The sequence below is a fragment of the Amycolatopsis sp. NBC_00438 genome (genome assembly GCF_036026695.1).
Taxonomy (GTDB): Bacteria; Actinomycetota; Actinomycetes; order Mycobacteriales; family Pseudonocardiaceae; genus Amycolatopsis.
In genome coordinates, this window is the sequence record NZ_CP107923.1 from 8,207,414 (window position 1) to 8,227,177 (window position 19,764).

Consider the following 19,764-nt stretch of genomic DNA (forward strand, 5'->3'; position numbering starts at 1 on the left):
GTCGGGGGGTGATCTTCTCGGCGCGCGCGATGGCAGTGGCGATGGCGGTCTCGGGCGCGGCGGTGCCCGTGGCCGCGGCTTCCCCCGCGGACCCGCCCCCGGCCTGTGGCGGCGTCGCGGCGAACCCGAGCGTCGAAACGACGGCGGCGAACGGCGCGCCGGACGGCTACGTCTTCACCCCGGCCGCGCCGGTGCCGCCCGGAACGCCGTCCGCGAAGCAGCCGAAGCTGCTGACCGAGCAGGCGTACGCCGTCGACGGCCGGCGGTCGGCGGTGATCCAGACCCCGGACGGCAAGGCGAGCACGGCCTCCCAGACCGAGAAGTTCGTGCCGGGCGGCGTTTACACACTCAGCGTGTCGACCGGCGCCGCGCTGCCGAGCGGGAATCCGGCCACCGGCCTGCGGTTCTACGACGCGACCGGCGCCCAGGTGCTGGAGAACAAGCTCGTCGCCGACCACAACGCGAGCGACGGGCACCTCGCCAAGCAGGACTTCCCGGCGTCGACCGCGCCGGCGAAGGCGTCGGCGGTGAAGTTCTTCGCGACGACCAGCGCGGAACGGCTCCGCTGGGACTGCGTCGTCGTGCAGCTCGCGGCGTACTCGGTGAAGAAGGAAGTGCAGAACCCGGCGACCGGCGCGTGGGGCCCGTTCGCGACGGTCACGGCGGGCGAGACCGCGCACTACCGCGTCACGGTGACGAACGAGGGCACGCAGGACCTGAGCGGGATCACCGTCCAGGACCCGTGGTGCGCCACGCCGTTCGAGCCGTTCACGCTGGCCGCGGCTGCGAACCAGCAGCTGACCTGCGATCACCCGAACCTGACGGTGGCCGACACCGGGCACGTCAACACGGCGAAGGTGACCGGCGTCCACTACCCGGGCGGCACGCTGGGCGACAAGACGTCGTCCGCGACGATCACCGTGGTCCCGCCGCCGGCGATCGCCAAGATCGGCGACTTCGCCTGGAACGACCGCAACCGCGACGGGCTCCAGGACCCGGGCGAACCCGGCGTCGCGGGCGTGCGGGTGACGCTGAAGGACGGCGCCGGCGGCACGGTCGGCACCGCGACGACCGACGGCGGCGGCAAGTACGGCTTCGAAAAGCTGAAGGACGGCACCTACCAGGTGTGCTTCGCCGTCCCGGCGGACTTCACCGTGACGCGCAAGGACGCCGGCAACGACGACCAGGACTCCGACGCGGACCCGGACGGCTGCACCGCGCCGCGCACGCTGGGCGGGCCGAAGCGCGAGGACTTCGGCGTGGACCTCGGCCTGGCCCCGCCGACCAACCGGATCGGCGACTTCGCCTGGACCGACACGGACGGCAACGGCCTGCAGGACGCGGGCGAGCCGGGACTGGCCGGGGTGAAGGCGACCCTGAACACCGGCACGAGCGTCGTCACCGGCCCGGACGGCGCCTACGCGTTCACCGGCCTCGAAGACGGCACCTACCAGGTCTGCTTCACCGCGGAGGGGCACACGCCCACGAAGAAGGACGCCGGTGACGACGCGCGCGACTCGGACATCGACCCCTCGGGCTGCGCCTCGCGGACGCTCGGCCCGGGCAACCGCGAAGACCGCACGGTGGACGCCGGATTCGCCGTTACGGTGGGGGCATGACGGATCTTCCCCTCGCCCTCGTCACCGGAGCCTCGCGCGGCATCGGCGCGGCGGTCGCCCACCAGCTCGCCCCGACTCACCGCCTCCTCCTCGGCGGCCGGGACGCGGATGCACTGGCCGCACTGGCGAAGGACCTGCCGGGCGCGACGCCGTGGCCGGTCGACCTGGCCGACCCGGCCTCCCTCGAGCGGGCGGCCGCGGACATCGCGTCCCTGGACGTCCTGGTCCATTCGGCCGGCGTCGCCCGCCTGGGCCGGATCGAAGAGGCTTCCGCCGAAGCGTGGCGAGAGAACTTCGAGGTCAACACCCTCGCGGTGGTCGAGCTGACCCGGCTCCTGCTCCCGGCCCTGCGCGCGGCCCACGGCCACGTCGTGGTGATCAACTCGGGAGCGGGCCTGAACGCCCGCCCCGGCTGGTCCCCGTACGCGGCGAGCAAGTTCGCCGTCCGCGCCTTCGCCGACGCCCTCCGCGAGGAGGAACCGGACATCCGCGTGACGTCGGTCTACCCGGGCCGCACGGACACGGAGATGCAGCAGACGATCTTCAAGGGCGAAGGCCGCGAGTACGACACGTCGCACCTGCTGAAGGCGGACTCGGTCGCGACCGCGGTGGTGACGGCGATATCGGCCACCCCGGACGCCCACCTGACCGAGCTCATCCTGCGCCCCCGCTGACCAGAGCGGCACTTTCACGTGAAAGTGCCGCTCGCTTTCCTCTGCGGATTCGACTGGGCAAGAGCGTATTGCCCGGGTCATGTCAAAGGGTGGCGAGGGCGAGGACGCGGCCATGAAGCTGTGAAGGCCGGCGGGGAGATTTTCGGTGCGGCAAGTGGTGGAGCCGTGGGCCTCGTTCTGGCTGGACCTGACGGTGCCATTGTTGGTGGGCGGCAGGAACTGCGATTGGTCTTACGCTGAAGGAGGTCGCCGGACGGATTCTGAGCAAGCGTGAAAAAGTTCGAGTCGGTGCTGCTCTTCTATTTGTGGTCGTGGCAGTGAACGAGAGACTGTCTGCCGGGGATGAAATTCGTCAAGATGACTTCTTCAACTCTCATCTCGGCGGGCAGAGCAAGGCGGCTGAGTTCGTTGAAGGCGTCGTGATCTCAGCGCAGCGCAGCACGAAGAGCGTAAGGTGGAGTACCTGGGCTACCTGCTGGGAAACGTGACTTTCGAGGAAGGTGTCGACCCTAGTCTGGCCAACCTGCGGCCACATGGAGTTCAGTGGGAATTCACGAGCAACTGCTGGATCTCGGCCTCGGTAGGCGTGACCCTATCGGCGCTCAGTCGCACAAGACTCCGAGACTTGGTCTCAATGTTCCAAATCTTGTGCTCCGTGAGCAAGTGTCAAGGAATATGGGTTGCGCTGGCGATCGAGAATTCGCAGGCGTCGGCCGATGGATCAGCGGGGGCCTGACAGGACAGCAACTCGACCTTGTCAAGCCCCCGCTAAGACCTCAAGCCCGCAGCCGGGCCGCCGTATCCGCCACCCCGGCCTGGACCTTCGCCCGGTCCACCTTCGTCGACTCGCCGTCCGTGACCACCTGCTCGCCCGCGACCCACACGTCGCGGACCCGCCGCGATCCCGCCGCCCAGACCAGGTTCGACAGCAGCTGGACGTCCGGGACATCGAGGCCGCACGCGAACGCCGGGTCGTCCAGGTCGACGTGCACCAGGTCGGCCCAGCGGCCCGGCTCCAGCGCGCCGATGTCGTCACGGCCCAGCGCCGCTGCTCCACCGCGGGTGGCCAGCAGGAACGCGTCCGCCGCCGTCAGCACCGTCGAATCGCCCGTCGCGAGGCGGGCGAACATCGCCGAGAGCTGCAGCTCTTCCCACAGGTCGATGTCGTCGTTGGACGCCGGGCCGTCGGTGCCGAGGCCGACCGCCACGCCGGCCGCGCGCAGGTCCGCGATGCGCGCGATGCCCGAAGCGAGCTTCGCGTTCGAACCCGGGCAGTGCCCCACGCCCACGCCGTGGGCGGCGAACAGCGCGATGTCGGCGTCCGACAGGTGGATCGCGTGCGCCGCCAGCACCCGGCCGTCCAGCATGCCGAGCTCGGCCAGCAGCGCGGGTACCGAGCCGTGCGAAGAACGCACGTCCGTGTCTTCCGCTGCCGCCTCGGCGATGTGGATCTGGATCAGCGCGCCACGGGAAGCAGCCGACTCCGCCGTCGCGCGCAGGCCCTCTTCCGACAGCATGTACGCCGAGTGCGGGCCGTAGCCGAGTTCGATGCGGTCGCCGTGGCCGAAGCGCAGGCCGTCCGTGTCGATCCAGCGCTCGATCGCGGCCAGCTGGGCGCGCCAGTCGAGGCCCGGCAGCTCCATCACCGGCGGTGCGACCAGCACGCGGCCGCCCGTCGTGAGGACCGCGTCGACCAGCTGCTCGCCTTCGAAGTACATCTCGGCGCTGGTCGTGACGCCGTGGCGCAGCATCTCGACCGAGCCCAGCAGCATGCCGGTGCGGACGTCCTCGGGCCGCAGCTTCGCCTCGGCGGGCCAGATGATCTCGTTGAGCCACGGCAGCAGCGGCAGGTCGCCGCCCATGCCGCGCAGCAGCGTCATCGGGCTGTGCGCGTGCGTGTTGATCAAGCCGGGCAGCAGGATGCCGGTCAGGGTGGTGACCGGTGCGGCGGACTCGGGGGCGGTGGCCGCCGGTCCGCAGTACGAAATTCGCCCATCGGTGTCGACATCGACGACCGCGTCGCGCAGGAGTGAACAGGACGGGTCGGCGGGGAGAACGACAGGAGCGTGGAAACGGCGTTGCATGTCGGGATACTACGCACCCGCAATTACGAGACGACTCCGCTCCGCCACGCCCAGGCCGCGATTTCCACCCGGTTCCGCGCGCCGATCTTGCCCTGCACCGACGCGAGGTGCGTCTTCACCGTCGAGAGCGACAGGTAGAGCTCCGACCCGATCTCGGTGTTCGTCAGCCCACGCGCGGCCGCCTTCACGACGTCCATCTCACGCGCGGTCAGCGGCTCGGAAGGCGGCTTGACCTGCGGTTTCGCTGGGCCACTCCCGTCGAAGTGCTTGAGCAGCCGGACGGTGATCTGCGGCGACACCAGCGCGTCGCCGCGGTCGGCCGCGCGGACCGCTTCGATCAGCAGCGCCGGGCCGGCGTCCTTCAGCAGAAATCCGGACGCGCCGTTGCGCAACGCCGTGTGCACGTACTCGTCGAGGTCGAAGGTGGTGACCACCACTACCTTCAGCGGGTCGGTGACGTCCGGGCCGGCCAGCTGCCGGGTGACCTCGAGACCGTCGAGGCCGGGCATGCGGATGTCGAGCAGGCAGACGTCCGGGCGCAGCTCGCGGGCTTTCGAGACCGCCGAGACGCCGTCCGCGACGTCGGCGACGACCTCGATGTCGTCCTGCGCGTCCAGGATCATGCGGAACCCCATCCGCACCATCTCCTGGTCGTCGGCGATCAGTACCCGGATCACTCGTCCCCTTCCGCTTCTTCGGTGGCCGCCAGCGGCAGCCAAGCTTCGACGCGCCAGCCGCCGTCCGGGCCGCGCCCGGCCGAGAGCCGGCCCTTCAGCAGCGCGACGCGTTCGCGCATGCCGACCAGACCGTAACCGCCCGATCCCCCGGCCGGCCGTTGCGTGCGCTCGCGCCCGTTGTCGGTCACCCGCAGGTGCAGCTCCGGGCCGCTCACCTCGGCGAGCACGAACGCGTCGGTCGCGCCCGAGGCGTGCTTGCCGACGTTCGTCAGCGACTCCTGCACCAGCCGCAGCGCCGAGCGGCCGACCTCGTGCGGCAGGTCCGGCGGCAGGTCGAGGTGCATCGACGTCGGCACGCCGTGGTTGGCGCCCTCGACCAGCTTCCGCAGGTCGGCGCCGAGATCCGTGGTGGCCTGCTCGCTGAACTCGCTCGACCCGGCGGGCGCGTCGCCGCGCATCGAGCGGACCAGCCGCCGCATCGCCGCGAGCGCCTCGACGCCGGCGTTCTCGATCCGGCCCATCGCCTCGACCGCGATCTGCGGATCCCGCTCGGCCATCATCCGCGCGGCCTGCGCCTGCACCACGATCCCGGTGACGTGGTGGGCGACGATGTCGTGCAGCTCGCGGGCCAGCGCCATCCGCTCGGCGGTCTGCGCCTCGGACACCGCCGACTGGACGACCGTCGTGCGCTCGGAGTCCCGGGATCGCAGCATCAGGCCGACGGCGATCGAGATGCCCAGCATCAGCGCCGCGGCGAAGGCCAGGATCGAAAGCGTTTGCGGGTCGGTCTGCAGGTTGCCGGCGGGCTGGTTCGAGTTGAGGATCGCCCCGAGCGCGACGACGGCGGACAGCACGGCCACCCGTGGCCACGAGGCGCTCAGCCCCCGGGCGCGGGTCAGGTTCACGACCACGCCCATCCCGGCGATGACCTGCACGAACGGCACCCCGCCGGGCATCGGGTAGGAGCTTCGCAACTGCAGCAACGGCGTGACGACCGCGGAGAGCAGCAGGACCCCGGCGATGCCGAGGACCGCGTCCGCGGGCCGCCGCGGCGACAGCACCGCGATGACGGCCGCGACGAGCGAGCAGAACAGGATCGGGAAGCCGCGGGCGGTGCTGGAGTACGTGTAGCCGAACTCGAAGAGCAGGGCGAAGGCGAGCAGCCCGATCAGCGGCCACTGCCCCAGCGCCAGCTGGCTGACCCGGTTGAGCTTGCGCGCCCGCGGCTCACCCTTCGGGCTGCGGTCCCGCGCCGCGACGGCGGGCACCACCGCCCCGAGGAGCAGGAGCAGGCCGAACAGCATGGCCTGGTAGGCCGCACCGCTGTCGATCCCGCCGACACTCTCGTAGCGGCCGAAGACCGCGACCAGGCACCCGACGGTGAGGGCGCTGACCACGCAGAACGCCACGCCCGCCCGCGCCCGGCGCGTCACGTAGTAGAGCATCAGCTCGCCCGCCACGACCTCGGTGATCGTCACCTTCGGCAGCACGCTCGAGTACGGCGGGATGTGGAACGCGTGGATGAAGAGGGTGGAGAACACCAGCACAGCGGCGCCGGTCGCACCGGCGACGGCGGCCCGCTTCTGGGCCCAGAGCGCGCAGGCCACCATCGCGAAAATGCCGGGCAGCAGCCCGAAGTCGACGAAGCGCGGGCCGTGTTCGTCGAGCGCGGCCTGCGTCGTGAAGACGACGTCGAACAGCAGCGCGGCGAACAGCACGGCCGCGGGCACGCCGATGCGCCGCACCAGGGCGGCGGTGCGGGTGTAGAGCGTGTTCGGAGGAGGCGCGGCGGTCACAACGTGACGTTAGAGGATCCGCGGGCGTCCGCACCTTGGCCGAGTGGCTCGCGCTCCCTCGGCCGATCGGCCGATGCGGGCGGGCCCGTGACTGGCCGTCTGCCCGAAGTGGACACCCCCTGGTCTCGGCGAAGCTCATCGGCATCAAGATCCCGACCGACAGGGGAGAACCTCGTGGACCCGAACACTCCACAGTGGACCGATGGCCCGGTGTTGTCCGGCCGTGGGCTGGTCAAGCGCTACGGCGCCCAGCACGCTCTGGCCGGCATCGACATCGACATCCAGCCGCGCGACGCGGTCGCCATCGTCGGGCCGTCCGGCTCGGGCAAGACGTCGCTGCTGCATGTGCTGGCAGGCATCCTCCGCGCCGACGACGGGCAGATCTTCCTGGCGGGGCAGCGGATCGACCACCTCGGCGAGAAGAAGCGCAGCGAGCTGCGCCGCACCGAGTTCGGTTTCGTCTTCCAGTCCGGGATGCTCGTCGCTGAGCTGTCGGCGGAGGAGAACGTCGCGCTGCCGTCGCTGCTGGCCGGCCTCGGCCGCAAGGAAGCCATCGACGCCGGCCGTCAGTGGCTCGCGCGGCTCGGCCTGGCCGGCAAGGAGGGCCGGCGTCCCGGCGAGCTCTCCGGCGGTGAGGCCCAGCGCGTCGCGATCGCCCGGGCGCTCACCCACCGGCCGAAGGTGATCTTCGCCGACGAGCCGACCGGCGCCCTCGACACGCGCACCGGCCGCGACACGATGGACGCACTGCTCGGCGCCGCGCACGAGACGGGCGCCGCGGTGATCGTCGTGACCCACGACCGCGAGCTGGCCGAGTCGATGCCGAAGACCGTCGCCATCCGGGACGGCCTGATCGCCACGAGGCTCGCGGCATGAACTCGCTGCAGATCGCCCTGCGGGTGCTGAAGGTCGACCGGCGGACCCGGACGTCGGCGATCCTCACCGCGATCGGGGTGGCCGTCGCGACCGGGCTGGTGCTGCTGCTGGCGACGCTGCCGTTCGCCACGGTGCACCGCGAGCAACGCGCCCTCTGGCAGGGCGACCAGTTCTACAGCCGCACCAACGACGGCCCGGCCAAGATGGCCTTCGCGGCGACGAAGGACTACTTCGACGGCAAGCAGATCATCCGCGTCGACGTCGCACTGGCGCCGGGCGCCACCGCGGCCGGCATCCAGCTGCCGGCGGGGGTGCCGCAGCTGCCGGGACCCGGCGAGACCGTCGTGTCGCCCGCGCTCGGCCGGCTGCTGCAGAGCAACTCGGCCGCGCAGCTCGGCGACCGGTTCGGCAAACCCGTCGGCGCGCTGGGCGACGACGCTCTGCGCTTCCCCGAACAGCTCGTCGCGCTGACCGGGCACACGCCGGACGCGATGCCGGAGGCGTCGTCGCAGGTCTCGGGCTTCCCGAGCGGCGAAGCCCGGCCGGACGGCCTGCTGATGCTGCTGTCCTGGGTCGGCATCATCGTGCTGCTGGTGCCGAGCCTGGTGCTGGTCGCGTCCTCGGCGCGGCTGACGGCGGCCCGGCGGGAACGGCGGCTGGCCGCGCTCCGGCTGGCCGGCGCGACGCCGGGGCAGGTCACGAACATGGTGGCCGCCGAGACGACGTTGTCCGCGGGCATCGGCGCGCTGCTCGGCCTGCTGCTCAGCCCGGCGCTGCACGGCCTCGCGTCGTTCGTGCCGTGGGCGGGCGGCACCTGGCAGGCCGCGGACTTCGTGCTGCCGATCGGCTTGACGGTGTTCATCGTCGTGGCGATCCCGGTGCTCGTGGTGCTGGCCGGTGTCCTCGGCCTGCGTCGTGTGCTGAAGAACCCGCTGTTCGCCACCGGCGGCCACACCAAGAAGCCGTTGCGCTGGTGGCGGCTGCTGGCCCTGCCCGCGGCCGGGCTGTTCTTCCTCTACGCGGTGTCGACTTCGGGTGACTCCGGCGGCATCGGCATGGTGATGGTGGGGCTGTTCCTGCTGGTCGGCTCGGCCGCGATCGTCGGGCCGTGGGTGACGTCGGCAGTGGGCGGCACGTTCGTCCGGATCTGGCGGCGGCCGTCGTCGCTGCTCGCCGGACGTCGCCTGCGTGACGACCCGAAGAGCGCCTACCGCGCGTCCGCCGGGATCGTGCTCGCGGTGTTCGCCGGGTCGATGGCCCTGACGCTGCTGCCGACGTTCGAGTCGATGGCGGGCGGCGGCCGGTCCTTCCAGGACTCCGTGCTCTACGTCGACACCGACGGTCAGCACGCGAGCAGGATCGTCGACCAGGCCAACGGTTCGCTGCAGAAGTACGGTCAGTCCGAGAAGGCCGTCGCGGTCGGCCAGGTCTACCTGGTGCAGGGCGAGGGCTCGCACCGCAGCGGCCACCGGGCGCTGGTGATGAGCTGCGCGGACGCGGTCAAGCTGACCCGGTTCGGGCTCACTGCGGAGAACTGCACGGGCGGTCCGGCCGTCTTCGGTGACTCGGCGCTCGACCTGGCGCAGTACAAGATCGCCGACAACTGGGAAGGGCCGGCCGTGGCCGTCCGGTCGGGGACGCGGGCGGAAGCCGTCCACCTGCCGGACTCCGACCTGGCCGGCACGTCGATCATCGACCCGGCCGCACTGCCGGACGGCCTGACGCCGAAGTACGTCACCGTGGTCGCGCCGACCACCGACGCCAACCGCGAGATCATCCGGACGGCGCTGGCCGGGCCGGCCGCCGGCGAGGAGATCGGCAGCCGCGACCAGTACCTGTTCAACCAGCAGACCGAGCTCGGCGACCTGCGCCGGGTGACCGTGATCGGCCTGATCGCGGCCGGAGTCCTGGCCGGCTGCAGCGCCGCGGTCGCGACCGCGGGCTCGGTGATGGACCGCCGCCGCACCTTCGGGGCGCTGATGGCCGCCGGCACGCCGGTTCGGGTGCTCTCGAGGGCGTTGCGGATGGAAGCCGCGCTACCCGCGCTGGTCGCCACCATCGGCGCGGGAATCGTCGGGGTACTCGTCGGTGTTGGGCTCTACAGCATGGTCGATCCACGCGGGATCGTGCTGAGTCCGTGGCTCCTGGCGCCGGTGGTGCTCGGGGTGGGCGTGGCCCTGCTCGGCGCGTCGGTCTGCACGCCCGCCCTCAAGCGGGTCCAGGCCGAGCCGCTGGCCGAGGAATAGGACGTTCGCCCCTCTGTCGGGGGAGGGGCGAGCACCGGGGGTAGTGAGCTGAAGGGGACCTTTCTCCGCGGGGATCCGGGGAGAGGTCCCCTTCAGCGTTTCTAACGCTTCTCGAAGATCAGGTCGTGCGAGACGCGGCCGTCGACGTCGGCGCGCTGTTCGAACTTGGTCACCGGCCGCCACTCCGGCCGCGGCGCCCAGCCGCCCGGCTCGTCGGCGTACCGGTTGCGCAGCGCGGGCTCGGCGGAGCAGACCTCGAGCATCTGCTCGGCGTAGTTCTCCCAGTCGGTCGCCATGTGGAACGTCCCGCCGGGCGCGAGCCGCGACGCCACGAGGGCGGCGAACCACGGCGACACGATCCGCCGCTTGCGGTGCTTCTTCTTCGGCCACGGGTCCGGGAAGAACAGCCGGACGCCGTGCAGCGTCCCGGGCTCGACGTGCTCGGTGAGCAGCACGACGGCGTCCCCGTGCAGCAGCCGCAGGTTCTCGACGCCGAGTTTTTCGGCGCGCAGCATCAGCTGGCCGAGGCCCGGGTCGTAGACCTCGACGGCGACGTAGTTCAGCTCCGGCGCCGCGGCGGCCAGCTGCGACGTCGTCTCGCCCATGCCGGAGCCGATCTCGACGAGCACCGGCGCCTCGCGGCCGAACCACGCGCCGAAGTCCAGCGTCCCGGCGGGCAGTTCGCCCACCGTGCGGCCGACTTCCGGCCACAGCTCGTCCCACGCGCGTTGCTGCCCGACGGTCATCCGGCCGCCGCGTTTGACGTAACTGACCACGCTGCGCAGCCGTCGACTGTCTTCGTTCTCCACGCACTGAATGTAGCCGGGCGCGGAGCGCCTCCGTTGAGGGTGGTGGCGGGGGCATGGATGGATAACGAACGGTCACCGAGCGGCTTCGAACTCCCCGAGCCGGGACCGCAGCCCGGCCAGTCCGGCGACCGGGATCGGGTCCGGCGTCGGCCCGGTGTGCGCCGGGAGGACGTCGATCCAGCCGGCGTGCCGGTCGGTGTTCATCACCGTCGTGGGAATCGCGTGTCCCGATTTCCCGCGTTCGGACGGCATGAACTCCCAGTAGCCCGATTCGCCGTCCGCGGCCCAGGGAACGAATTCCCAGCCCGGCCGCCTGCCGAGCAGTTGCGCGATGCGGTCCTCGACGCGGAAACCCTGTTCCCGGGAATCGAGCTTGCCGTCCGCGACCGCGCGCAACCACCACGGCGCGGGGATCGGCCCGGCCATCCCGGCCGACGCGCGGAACAGGGCGAGGACGCTGTCCTCGGGTGCGCGATGCACCCAGGCGCGGCGAAGTTCGGCGGGCGTGCCCGCCGCCATGGCGTTCTGCGGGAGTTCGATGGCCCGCGACCATTCAAGATCCAACATGGGTTCGAGCCGTGGTGCGTCGTCTTCGACGCGGGCCCGGGGAATCGTGCTGCCCAATTCTTGACCGGTGTCCACCGCCAAGGATCACCTCCAGGGGAGCTCAGACGGGTCCGGTTCGCTCTCTTACGAATATTGCCTGGTCATAACATTATGTCCGGCGCCTGTGAGAGAAGCCACAACGTTTTCATCTTCTCTTAACACAGTTTTGTGGAGTAGTGAGACGACGATCACGCTCAGGCGTCACGCCTCGCCGTGACGAGCACCCCGGCCACGAACAGGGCAACGCTGATCGCCGCGAAGTAACCGAGATAGCCCCACGGGCCGAGTGGCGCAGCCGGCAGCTGCAGCGCGCCGGCGCCGAAGCCACCCGCGCCGACGAACTGGTCCGCGGCGTGGAACGGCATCCACTGGTAGATGTGCCGCCCGGCGCCCGGGATGAAGACGACCAGCCCCTCCAGCAGCTGCGTCCATACGAGCACCGCCGTCAGCGCGAAGGCGACGTTGCGCAGGAGCAGCGCGACCCCGACCCCGGCCACCGCGGTGAGCAGGAAGACCAGGCTCTGGCCGAGCACCGACCGCCACTCGGCGCCGGAGTGCAGCGCGAGATCGGCGTCCGGCTGCACCAGCGTCCCGACACCCCAGGCCCCAAAGCCGACGACCAGCCCGAGCACGGCCCCCACCGCGCCGATGATCGTCACCTTCGCCAGCAGCGCGGGGACCCGGCCCGGGACGGCCTGGAAGGTCAGCCGCATCGTGCCCCAGCCGAACTCCGACGCCGTCGTGAGCACGGCGAGCACCAGCAGCACGGTCCGGCCGTTGCCGCTCGCGAGCTGCGTGTTGCCGACGGTCGCCGGGATCTCCGGTCCGGCCAGCGCGAAGAACAGCGCGGTGAAGCCGAGCGGCGCGACGAACGCGAGCGCCAGGCACCACCACGGCGCCCGGGTGCTGAAGAGCTTGATCCGCTCCGCGCGGAGGAGGTTCGACGTCGTCGTGGTCACTGCGCGACCTCCGAGGCGGAGAATTCGACGGCCTCGCGGGTGAGGTCGAGGTAGGCCTGTTCCAGCGAGCCGGCGATCGGGCTCAGCTCGTGCAGCGTCGCGCCGGCGTCGAAGGCGAGCTGCCCGATCCGGTCACTGTCCACTCCGGACACCACGAACGCGCCGTCGGCTTCGGTGAACTCCACCTGCCCGGTGAGCGCGGCCCGCAGCTCGGCGGCGTGCGGGGTCCGCACGCGCACGCCGTGGTGGCTCGTGCGCGCCACGAACTCGTCCATCGTGCCCTGGTAGATCAGCCGGCCGCGGCCGATCACCACCAGGTCCTGGGCGGTCTGCGCCATCTCGGGCAGCAGGTGGCTCGACACGAACACGGTCCGGCCCTCGGCGGCCAGTGAGTGCAGCAGCTGCCGGATCCAGGCCATGCCCTCGGGGTCGAGGCCGTTCACCGGCTCGTCGAACAGCAGCACCCGCGGGTCGCCGAGCAGCGCGGCGGCGATCCCCAGCCGCTGCAGCATGCCGAGGGAGTACCGCCCGGCCCGCGTCTTCCCGACGCTCGTCAGCCCGACCAGGGCCAGCACCTGGTCGACCCGCCGGTCCGGGATGCCGTTGGTCGCGGCCAGCCAGCGCAGGTGGTCGCGGCCGCCGCGGCCGGGGTGGCGCCAGGCGGCGTCCAGCATCGTGCCGACCGTCTTCAGCGGATCCTTCAGGTCGCGGTACGGGACGCCGTCGATGAGCACGGTCCCCGCGTCCGGGGTGTCGAGGCCGACGGCGAGCCGCATCGTCGTGGACTTGCCGGCGCCGTTCGGGCCGAGGAAGCCGGTGACGCGGCCGGAGCGCGCGGTGAAGCTCAGCTGGTCCACGGCGGTCGTGTCGCCGTACGCCTTGGTCAGTGCCGTTGCTTCGATCATCCGCCCACCCGTCCCGTCGCGGTGAGCCTAGCGAGAAACGAAAAATCCGGGTCGCCCCCCGACAGCGCGACCCGGATTTTCCGTTTTCCCCTGTTTCCCCTCAGGCGTCCCGCTTCTTCGCCACCCCGAGTGCGATGAGCAGGAACACGATCGAAACCCCGGCGAAGTAGGCCAGCGCCCAGCCCGGGCTCAGCGGCGAGTCCGACGGCATGGGGCCGTTTCCGGCCGGCGTCGAGCCGACGAGGAACTTGTTGGCCACGTTGAACGGCAGCCACTCGTGGATGTGGTTGCCGATCTTCGGGATCAGCTGCACCAGGCTCTCGACGGCCAGTGCGTAGATGAGCAGCAGGGCGATCGCGCCGGCGCTGTGCCGGATCATGATGCCGACGGCGACGGCGAGCACCGCGCTGAAGGCGAAGACCACGCCGAGCCCGGCGACGGTGGCCCAGTCCTGGCCGGTGGCCAGGGCGAGGTTGTCGTTCGGCCGCATCACCTTCGCGAGGCCCCACGCGCCGAACGCCGAGATCTCGCCGATGACCAGCGCGAGCAGCCCGACGACCGTCGCCTTGGCGACCAGCGCCGGCGAGCGGTGCGGCACCGCCTGGAACGTGGTGCGGATGGTGTTGAAGCGGTATTCGGTGGTCACCGCGAGGGCGGCGAGCACCATGACGACGGCGATACCGAACTGCGTACCACCGAACTGGGTGGCCGAGACGGTCAAGGAGTCGCCGGCTTCGGTCGCGCCGGCCAGGATGGCGGCGAAGCCGACGGACAGGACGATGGTGATGAGCGCGCACCACCACGGCGAGCGGGTGGTGAACAGCTTGATGCGTTCGACCGCGAGCAGGTTCATGATCTTGGTTTCCCCGTGGAATTCGGTTACTTGGCGGACTCGAGTACTTGCTGCGCCTCGGTTTCGAGACCGGTGTGGTACTCGACGGAGTCGCCGGTGATCTGCATGAAGGCCTGTTCGAGCGAGCCGGTCTGCGGGCTCAGCTCGTGCAGCACGATCCGGTGCTCGGCGGCGATCTCGCCGATCTTGTCGCTGTCCATGCCGGACACGACGAGCGCCTTCTCGTCCCCCGTGACGCCGGCGCTCGCGCGCTGGAGGACGTCACGCAGCTCGGTCAGCTGCGGCGAGCGGACCTTGACCGTGTTCTCCGCGGCGCGGGAGACGAAGTCCTCCGTCGACGACTGCGAGATCAGCTGCCCGCGGCCGATCACCACGAGGTTGCTGGCGGTCAGCGCCATCTCCGAAAGCAGGTGGCTCGAGACGAAGACCGTGCGGCCTTCCTCGGCCAGCCGGTGCATGAACTTCCGGATCCAGAGGATGCCCTCCGGGTCGAGGCCGTTCACCGGCTCGTCGAACAGCAGCACCTCGGGGTCGCCCAGCAGGGCGGCCGCGATGCCGAGCCGCTGCGACATGCCGAGTGAGAACCCGCCGGCGCGCTTGTTCGCGACGTTGCTCAGGCCGACGGTGCCGAGCACCTCGTCGACGCGGGCGGTCGGGATCTTGTTGGACTTCGCCATCCACTGCAGGTGGGCGCGAGCCGAGCGGTTGGGGTGCACCCACTTCGCGTCGAGCAACGCCCCGACGGTCCGCAGCGGCTGCTTGAGGTCGTGGTACTTCTTGCCCCCGATGGTGACCTGGCCCCCGGTGGGGTTGTCCAGGCCCAGGATCATGCGCATGGTGGTCGACTTGCCCGCCCCGTTGGGGCCGAGGAAGCCGGTGACCTGGCCCGCGGCCACGGAGAACGACAGGTTGTTCACCGCCAGCGTCTTTCCGTACCGTTTGGTGAGGCCCGTTGCCTCGATCATGGCTTGCTCCTCTTCGCCCCTCGCTTACGACGTACCTATCGTCGCGGGTGAGGACCTGTTCGCGCGTCACCCTGTAGACCGAACCGGGCCCCCTACCTGAGTAGTACCTTCCTGGCTTTTCGGCCGATGCGCGATCGGTGATGACCCTGACCCGACCCTGATGCGTCCCCGGGTGACACCATTAATGAACTGTGGTTCAATAATGGGGTGGCCAGGCCGAGGAGCATCACCGACGAGCGCCTGCTGGCCGCGGCGGAGGTCGTGATCGGCCGGTGCGGACCGGGCTTCACCCTGGCCCAGGTGGCCGCGGAGGCCGGGGTCGCGGTCGGCACGGCCGGGCAGCGGTTCGGCTCGAAGGCCGGTTTGCTGCAGGCGCTGAGCCGGCGCGCGACCACCCGCGCGGTCGAGCAGATGCGGGCGTGCGCGGATTCCTCGGATGACCCGATCGTGGGACTACGGGCCGCGGCCGTGACGGTCTACGCGGTGCTCGGCGACGCCGAAGAGGCGGCCAACCACCTGGGCCAGCTCGGCGTCGACATCGGCGACCCGGTGCTGCGGTCGCTGCTGGGCGAGCACTACGCGGCGGTGGAGGCGGAGCTGGGCCGCCTCGTCCGCGCGGCGGCGGCCGAGCTGCCGCACGCGCCGAGCGTGCCGCGCGCCGCGCGGGCCCTGCTGGCGGTCATCAACGGAGTGTCGCTGGACTGGTCGATCCGGCCGCAGGGGCGGCTGGCCGACCGGCTGGCCGAAGACGTCGACGCGGTGCTGACCGCGTGGCGGGGACGGGAGAGCAGATGAGTTTGCAGGGCAAGGTCGCGGTGGTCACGGGGGCGACCCGGGGCTGCGGCCGCGCGATCGCGGTGGAACTGGGCCGCGCGGGGGCGACGGTGTACGTCACCGGCCGGTCGACGCGCGAAACGGCGTCACCGATGAAGCGCCCGGAGACGATCGAGGAGACGGCGGAACTGGTCGAGGCGGCGGGCGGCAAAGCCGTCCCGGTCCGCTGCGACTTCACGTCGGTGTCCGATGTGGACGCGCTGAAGGCGCGCATCGAGTCCGAAGCAGACGGAGTCGACATCCTGGTCGACGACGTCTGGGGCGGCGACATGTACTTCCACTTCGACGCGCCCTTCTGGGAGACGCCCCTGGAAGACGCGCTGAACCTGACGCACAACGCGCTCGACACGCACCTCATCGCGCTGCACAAGCTCCTGCCGCTGGTGGTCGCCCGCCGCGGCCTGGTCCTCGAGGTCACGGACGGCGACAACGACGACTACGTCGGCGCGGGCCTGCCGTACTACCTGGCCAAGTGCGGCATCCGCGCACTCGGCCGAGCGCTGGGCGTCGAGCTGAAGAAGAACGACTGCGTCGGCTTGGCGGTCACCCCGGGCTTCCTGCGCTCGGAGTCGATGCTGGACGTCTTCGAAGTCACCGAAGCCACTTGGCGCGACGCGGTGGGCAAGCTCGCCCCGGTCGACTTCAAGATCTCCGAGACCCCGTACCTGCTGGCCCGCGGCGTCGCAGCCCTGGCGCAAGACCCCGACGTCGCCCGCTTCGCCGGCCAGACACTGGCGTCCTGGACCCTGATGCACGAATACGACTACACAGACATCGACGGAGACCGCCCGGACTTCGGCCGCTGGCTCACCGAAGTCCGCAACGCCGGCAAAAACCCAGCAACAACCCCACCCGACAACTACCGCTAACCCAACCTCGCCACTTTCTCCAGGAAAGATGCGCCCTGGAGGGGCTAAAGCGTCACTTTCTCTAGGAAAGATGCGGGGTTGTGGAGGGATTTCGGGGGATGTGGATAAGTAGGCCGTAGTTGATCTTCTGCGGGCCTGGTTGTCGGTGGTGTGACGCAGGTTTGATGGGTGTTCCAACGTCGCAGCAGAGACCTGGTCGACTTCATCGAGCCCTTCGTCGGAAGCCACGCCGTGGCCGAAGACGCGTTGACGTTGCTCGAATTGCGGTCCCCGTCGTTCACCCGGTTGTTCCGGAACGTCTACGTCGCCTCGACGACTGAAGTCACGCACTCGATGCGGTGCCGGGCCGCTGCACTGCTCGCACCGAGTGGTGCCGTCCTGACCGGGTGCTCGGCAGCGGCCGTCTGGGGCCTTGAACTGGTCGGTCCGCAGGACCTGGTCGAATTCGTCGTGCCCGAGAACCTGAAGTTCAATCGGCAGGCCGGACTGCACATCCGGCGGACCAGCCGGGTGATCGACAGCGAGCCGTGGGGTGACATCCAGCTCGCTACGCCACCTCGGCTGGCGTTGGACGTCGCCACGAACACCAAGCTTCATCGTTCGCTTCCCCGCACTGTCGGCTACCTCGATGCCTTCCTCGGCAGCGGGCTGGTGAACCTGGCCGAACTGCAGCGTTATCTCATGCCGCGCCGCGACAACGGAATGGTGCGAGCCAAGAAAGCGCTCGCGCTGGTAGACGCTCGGGCAGAGAGCGTTCCCGAGTCTGAGCTACGGGTGTGGCTCACCGTCGCCGGGCTCAAGCCGGAGGTCCAAGTCGACGTCATGACAGGGGCGGGTGGCTTCCTCGGCCGCCTTGACCTGGCATTCCCTGCGCAGAAGCTGGCCGTCGAGTACGACGGTGAGTGGCATCTCGACGGCATTCAGCCGCACCTCGACGCGCAACGCCGCTCCGCGATCGAGGCCGAGGGCTGGCGCTTCGTGATCGTCACCAAAGCTGACCTGTACGGCGATCCGAAGCGAGTGGTCGCGACCGTCCGAGCGTCACTTTCCCTATGAAAGATGCGTCCAGGGGCCCTCCGGACGCATCTTTCATAGGGAAAGTGCGGACCTCAGTCAGGCGAGGCCGGGGCGGGCCAGGCCGGTTTCGTAGGCCAGTACCACCGCCTGCACCCGGTCGCGCAGGTCCAGCTTCGCCAGGATCCGGCCGACGTGCGTCTTCACCGTCGCCTCCGAGAGGAACAGCGCCTCGGCGATCTCCAGGTTCGACATGCCCTTGGCGATCAGCACGAGCACCTCGCGCTCGCGGTCGGTGAGCACGTCCAGCTCGGCCGTGTCGCGCATCGGCGTGCCGCCCGCGCCGACGAAGCGGTCCAGCAGCCGGCGCGTCACCGACGGTGAGACGACTGCGTCGCCCGAAGCCACCGCGCGCAACGCCGAGACCAGGTGGTCGGGCTGGGTGTCCTTCAGCAGGAACCCGCTCGCCCCGCCCTGCAGCGCCGCGTAGACGTACTCGTCGAGGTCGAACGTCGTCATCACGAGCACGCGCGCGGTGCCGTCGGCGACGATCTTCTTCGTCGCCTCCACCCCGTCGAGCACCGGCATCCGGACGTCCATCAGGACGACGTCGGGGCGCAGCTCCTCGGCCATCCGGATGGCCTGGGCGCCGTTGCCGGCCTCGCCGACGACGTCGATGTCCTCCTGCGCGCCCAGCACCATCCGGAACCCGACACGCATCAGTTCCTGGTCGTCGACGACCACCACACGGATCACTGCGCCAACCTAACCGGCAGCGCCGCGCGGACCTGCCACCCGCCACCTGGAGCCGGACCGACCTCGAGGGTTCCGCCGTAGACGTGCGCGCGTTCGCGCATGCCGATCAGTCCGTTGCCGCCGGGGACGGACAGCCCGCGTCCGGCCGGGGTCAGCTGGGGCAGGCGGCCGGCGCCGTCGTCCGAGACCAGGACTTCCACCAGGTCGCCGGTCCGGTGCAGCCGCACGGACGCGGTCGCGCCGCGCCCGGCGTGCTTGAGCGTGTTGGTCAGCGACTCCTGCACGATCCGGTACGCCGCGAGCGACACCCCGGCGGGCAGGTCGCCGAGCTCGTCGGTCTCCAGCGTCACCGGCACGCCCGCCGCGCGCATCCGCTCGGCCAGGTCGGCGATCGCGTGCGCGTCCGGCTGCGGGACGCGCGGCTCGCCTTCGGCGCGGTCGTTGCGCAGGACGTCGAGCAGCGCGCGCAGCTCGCCGAGCGCGCCGCGGCCGGTCTCGGAAATCGTCTGCAGGGCCCGCTGGGCGAGCTCGGGGTTGCTGCGGATCGCGTACGAAGCGCCGTCGGCCTGGACCACCATGACGCTGACCGCGTGCGCGACGACGTCGTGCAGTTCGCGCGCGATGCGGCCGCGTTCCTCGGCCACCGCGATCCGGGTGGCCTGGTCGCGTTCGGTTTCGAGCAGGTGCAACCTCGCCTCCACTTCCACGTCGTAGGCGCGGCGCGCCCCGACGAACTCGCCGAGCGTCCAGCAGAGCGCGATGCCGAACGCCAGGAAAAGCACCGCGATGAGGATGTCGCCGGACTGCTCGATCAGCAGCTGGATCGCCGACGCGACCACGACCGCGCCGACGAACACCACGCCCTGGCGCCGCCCGGCGTAGACGACGACGGAGTAGATGCTCATCGCCAGCCCGGCCGCGCTGCCGATGCCGAGCATCAGCGCCGCGTGCACGATGCTGATCACGAGCACGACGTACGCCGACCACAGCGGCGACTTTCGCCGGAAAACCAGCGGCGTCACCATCGCGATGATCACCGGGATCCCGACGTACCAGGGCGGCAGCTCGGGCACCTCGGCGAAGCCGTCGGCGGCGAAGAGCATCAGGTCGAACAGGCCGAGCAGGACAGCGAGCACCGAGTCGCCCGCCATGGGGTGGGCACGCATCCAGAGACTCAGCCGTCGCACCAGACAACACTAGGTCCCGGCCCGGGGCCCGCGCG

Annotated in this window: 18 protein-coding genes; 7 read left to right on the forward strand and 11 right to left on the reverse strand. The window is 70.6% G+C overall.

What is annotated here, in order from left to right; all coding sequences use genetic code 11:
- The first annotated feature begins 8 nt into the window (after window positions 1-8).
- Window positions 9-1,619 (forward strand): DUF7850 domain-containing protein, encoded by a 1,611-nt coding sequence (locus tag OG494_RS37420; protein WP_328446869.1) that lies wholly within the window; start codon window positions 9-11, stop codon window positions 1,617-1,619.
- Window positions 1,616-2,293, forward strand: a complete 678-nt coding sequence (locus OG494_RS37425) for an SDR family oxidoreductase (protein ID WP_328446871.1) — start codon at window positions 1,616-1,618, stop codon at window positions 2,291-2,293. The genes OG494_RS37420 and OG494_RS37425 overlap by 4 nt, the downstream gene beginning before the upstream one ends.
- Before the next feature lie 776 nt (window positions 2,294-3,069).
- On the opposite strand, the gene OG494_RS37430 is transcribed toward OG494_RS37425, so the two are convergent.
- From OG494_RS37430 to OG494_RS37440, 3 genes are read right to left on the reverse strand one after another with little or no spacing between them, the layout of a single operon-like run.
- Window positions 3,070-4,377, reverse strand: coding sequence for an amidohydrolase family protein (locus OG494_RS37430; protein ID WP_328446873.1), 1,308 nt, complete (start codon window positions 4,375-4,377; stop codon window positions 3,070-3,072).
- A gap of 23 nt (window positions 4,378-4,400) precedes the next feature.
- Window positions 4,401-5,054, reverse strand: a complete 654-nt coding sequence (locus OG494_RS37435) for a response regulator transcription factor (protein ID WP_247059526.1) — start codon at window positions 5,052-5,054, stop codon at window positions 4,401-4,403.
- Window positions 5,051-6,850, reverse strand: a complete 1,800-nt coding sequence (locus tag OG494_RS37440; protein ID WP_328446875.1) for a sensor histidine kinase — start codon at window positions 6,848-6,850, stop codon at window positions 5,051-5,053. The genes OG494_RS37435 and OG494_RS37440 overlap by 4 nt, the downstream gene beginning before the upstream one ends.
- A gap of 174 nt (window positions 6,851-7,024) precedes the next feature.
- On the opposite strand from OG494_RS37440, the gene OG494_RS37445 reads away from it, so the two are divergent.
- Window positions 7,025-7,726 (forward strand): ABC transporter ATP-binding protein, encoded by a 702-nt coding sequence (locus OG494_RS37445; RefSeq protein WP_328446876.1) that lies wholly within the window; start codon window positions 7,025-7,027, stop codon window positions 7,724-7,726.
- Window positions 7,723-9,972, forward strand: a complete 2,250-nt coding sequence (locus OG494_RS37450) for an FtsX-like permease family protein (protein ID WP_328446877.1) — start codon at window positions 7,723-7,725, stop codon at window positions 9,970-9,972. The genes OG494_RS37445 and OG494_RS37450 overlap by 4 nt, the downstream gene beginning before the upstream one ends.
- Before the next feature lie 101 nt (window positions 9,973-10,073).
- Here the strand turns inward: OG494_RS37450 and trmB are convergent, their stop codons facing one another.
- The 6 genes from trmB to OG494_RS37480 form a co-directional block, all read right to left on the reverse strand.
- Window positions 10,074-10,757 (reverse strand): tRNA (guanosine(46)-N7)-methyltransferase TrmB, encoded by a 684-nt coding sequence (gene trmB / locus OG494_RS37455; protein WP_442874518.1) that lies wholly within the window; start codon window positions 10,755-10,757, stop codon window positions 10,074-10,076.
- A gap of 96 nt (window positions 10,758-10,853) precedes the next feature.
- Window positions 10,854-11,405, reverse strand: a complete 552-nt coding sequence (locus OG494_RS37460; RefSeq protein WP_328459141.1) for a hypothetical protein — start codon at window positions 11,403-11,405, stop codon at window positions 10,854-10,856.
- Window positions 11,406-11,581: 176 nt separating this feature from the next.
- Window positions 11,582-12,346: a hypothetical protein gene (locus OG494_RS37465; RefSeq protein WP_328446881.1), complete on the reverse strand. Its 765-nt coding sequence runs from the start codon at window positions 12,344-12,346 to the stop codon at window positions 11,582-11,584.
- A complete protein-coding gene (locus tag OG494_RS37470) occupies window positions 12,343-13,251 on the reverse strand; it encodes an ATP-binding cassette domain-containing protein (protein ID WP_328446883.1) in 909 nt (302 codons plus the stop codon). Before OG494_RS37470 ends, OG494_RS37465 begins: the two co-directional genes overlap by 4 nt.
- Before the next feature lie 100 nt (window positions 13,252-13,351).
- On the reverse strand, window positions 13,352-14,104 hold the full coding sequence (locus OG494_RS37475; protein ID WP_328446885.1) for an ABC transporter permease: 753 nt from the start codon (window positions 14,102-14,104) through the stop codon (window positions 13,352-13,354).
- A 26-nt stretch (window positions 14,105-14,130) separates the two neighbouring features.
- A complete protein-coding gene (locus OG494_RS37480) occupies window positions 14,131-15,069 on the reverse strand; it encodes an ABC transporter ATP-binding protein (RefSeq protein ID WP_328446886.1) in 939 nt (312 codons plus the stop codon).
- Between the two features lie 207 nt (window positions 15,070-15,276).
- Between OG494_RS37480 and OG494_RS37485 the strand changes: the two genes are divergently transcribed.
- From OG494_RS37485 to OG494_RS37495, 3 genes are all read left to right on the forward strand, one after another.
- The gene (locus OG494_RS37485; protein WP_328446887.1) at window positions 15,277-15,864 is read left to right on the forward strand and encodes a TetR family transcriptional regulator; all 588 of its coding nucleotides are present in this window, start codon (window positions 15,277-15,279) and stop codon (window positions 15,862-15,864) included.
- On the forward strand, window positions 15,861-16,772 hold the full coding sequence (locus OG494_RS37490; RefSeq protein WP_328446888.1) for an SDR family NAD(P)-dependent oxidoreductase: 912 nt from the start codon (window positions 15,861-15,863) through the stop codon (window positions 16,770-16,772). The genes OG494_RS37485 and OG494_RS37490 overlap by 4 nt, the downstream gene beginning before the upstream one ends.
- 168 nt (window positions 16,773-16,940) lie before the next feature.
- Window positions 16,941-17,828: an endonuclease domain-containing protein gene (locus OG494_RS37495; RefSeq protein WP_328446889.1), complete on the forward strand. Its 888-nt coding sequence runs from the start codon at window positions 16,941-16,943 to the stop codon at window positions 17,826-17,828.
- 57 nt (window positions 17,829-17,885) lie between these two features.
- On the opposite strand, the gene OG494_RS37500 is transcribed toward OG494_RS37495, so the two are convergent.
- Together OG494_RS37500 and OG494_RS37505 are read right to left on the reverse strand one after the other, a co-directional pair.
- Window positions 17,886-18,542 (reverse strand): response regulator transcription factor, encoded by a 657-nt coding sequence (locus tag OG494_RS37500; RefSeq protein ID WP_328446891.1) that lies wholly within the window; start codon window positions 18,540-18,542, stop codon window positions 17,886-17,888.
- Complete coding sequence (locus tag OG494_RS37505; RefSeq protein ID WP_442874519.1) at window positions 18,539-19,708, reverse strand: sensor histidine kinase; 1,170 nt, start codon at window positions 19,706-19,708, stop codon at window positions 18,539-18,541. Before OG494_RS37505 ends, OG494_RS37500 begins: the two co-directional genes overlap by 4 nt.
- Window positions 19,709-19,764: the final 56 nt, after the last annotated feature.

Bases quoted from the DNA above. Each gene is read 5' to 3' on its own strand.
- OG494_RS37425 (WP_328446871.1), top strand. From the start codon at position 1,616: ATGACGGATCTTCCCCTCGCCCTCGTCACCGGAGCCTCGCGCGGCATC.
- OG494_RS37430 (WP_328446873.1), bottom strand. From the start codon at position 4,377: ATGCAACGCCGTTTCCACGCTCCTGTCGTTCTCCCCGCCGACCCGTCC.
- OG494_RS37450 (WP_328446877.1), top strand. From the start codon at position 7,723: ATGAACTCGCTGCAGATCGCCCTGCGGGTGCTGAAGGTCGACCGGCGG.
- OG494_RS37470 (WP_328446883.1), bottom strand. From the start codon at position 13,251: ATGATCGAAGCAACGGCACTGACCAAGGCGTACGGCGACACGACCGCC.
- OG494_RS37475 (WP_328446885.1), bottom strand. From the start codon at position 14,104: ATGAACCTGCTCGCGGTCGAACGCATCAAGCTGTTCACCACCCGCTCG.
- OG494_RS37480 (WP_328446886.1), bottom strand. From the start codon at position 15,069: ATGATCGAGGCAACGGGCCTCACCAAACGGTACGGAAAGACGCTGGCG.
- OG494_RS37490 (WP_328446888.1), top strand. From the start codon at position 15,861: ATGAGTTTGCAGGGCAAGGTCGCGGTGGTCACGGGGGCGACCCGGGGC.
- OG494_RS37505 (WP_442874519.1), bottom strand. From the start codon at position 19,708: ATGCGTGCCCACCCCATGGCGGGCGACTCGGTGCTCGCTGTCCTGCTC.